The 986-nt window shown below is 51.7% G+C and carries 1 protein-coding gene; it reads right to left on the bottom strand.

The features are described from left to right. A partial coding sequence (gene psbD, locus ACM0OR_RS28290; protein ID WP_414579725.1) for a photosystem II D2 protein (photosystem q(a) protein) occupies positions 1 to 986 on the bottom strand: 986 nt, incomplete at both ends.

Below are 986 nucleotides of genomic sequence, written 5' to 3'. Positions count from 1 at the left end.
GCCATCCAAGCGCGGATACCCTCATTCAGCAAAATGTTCTTGGTATAGAAGGTTTCAAATTCTGGGTCTTCGGCAGCGCGTAATTCTTGCGATACGAAGTCATAAGCCCGGAGGTTGAGGGCTAAACCCACAATCCCGACAGATGCCATCCATAAACCAGTCACTGGCACAAACAACATGAAGAAGTGCAACCAGCGTTTGTTGGAGAATGCAATCCCGAAAATCTGTGACCAGAAACGGTTTGCTGTCACCATTGAGTAGGTTTCTTCGGCTTGGGTGGGGTTGAAGCCAGGGAAGGTGTTTGAGCCTTCACCATCTTCAAATAGGGTGTTCTCTACGGTTGCACCGTGGATGGCACACAATAATGCTCCACCTAATATCCCTGCTACTCCCATCATGTGGAAGGGGTTGAGTGTCCAGTTATGGAAACCTTGGAGGAATAATAAGAAGCGGAAGATGGCAGCTACACCAAAGCTGGGTGCGAAGAACCAGGATGATTGTCCCAAGGGGTACATCAAGAAGACGCTGACGAATACCGCGATGGGGCCGGAGAATGCTAGGGCGTTGTAAGGACGGATGCCTACTAGACGCGCAATCTCAAATTGACGCAGCATGAAGCCAATTAAGCCAAATGCTCCGTGTAGGGCTACGAAAGGCCACAATCCACCTAGTTGAATCCAACGGGTGAAGTCGCCTTGCGCTTCTGGTCCCCACAACAACAACAGGGAGTGTCCCATGCTGTCGGCGGGGGTAGATACTGCTACTGTCAGGAAGTTTGCCCCTTCTAGGTATGATGAGGCTAGTCCGTGGGTGTACCAGGATGTGACGAAGGTTGTGCCGGTCAGCCAACCGCCTAGTGCGAGGAAGGCGCAGGGGAATAATAATACTCCTGACCAGCCTACGAATACGAAGCGATCGCGCTTTAACCAGTCGTCTAGTACGTCAAACCACCCTCTACTGGGGGCGCGTCCTACTGCGATGGTCAT

This window comes from Anabaena sp. CCY 9402-a (genome assembly GCF_963920945.1).
Lineage (GTDB): Bacteria > Cyanobacteriota > Cyanobacteriia > Cyanobacteriales > Nostocaceae > Trichormus > Trichormus minutissimus.
The sequence above is the reverse complement of the archived record's forward strand: the minus strand, read 5'-3'. Positions and strand labels throughout refer to the sequence as shown.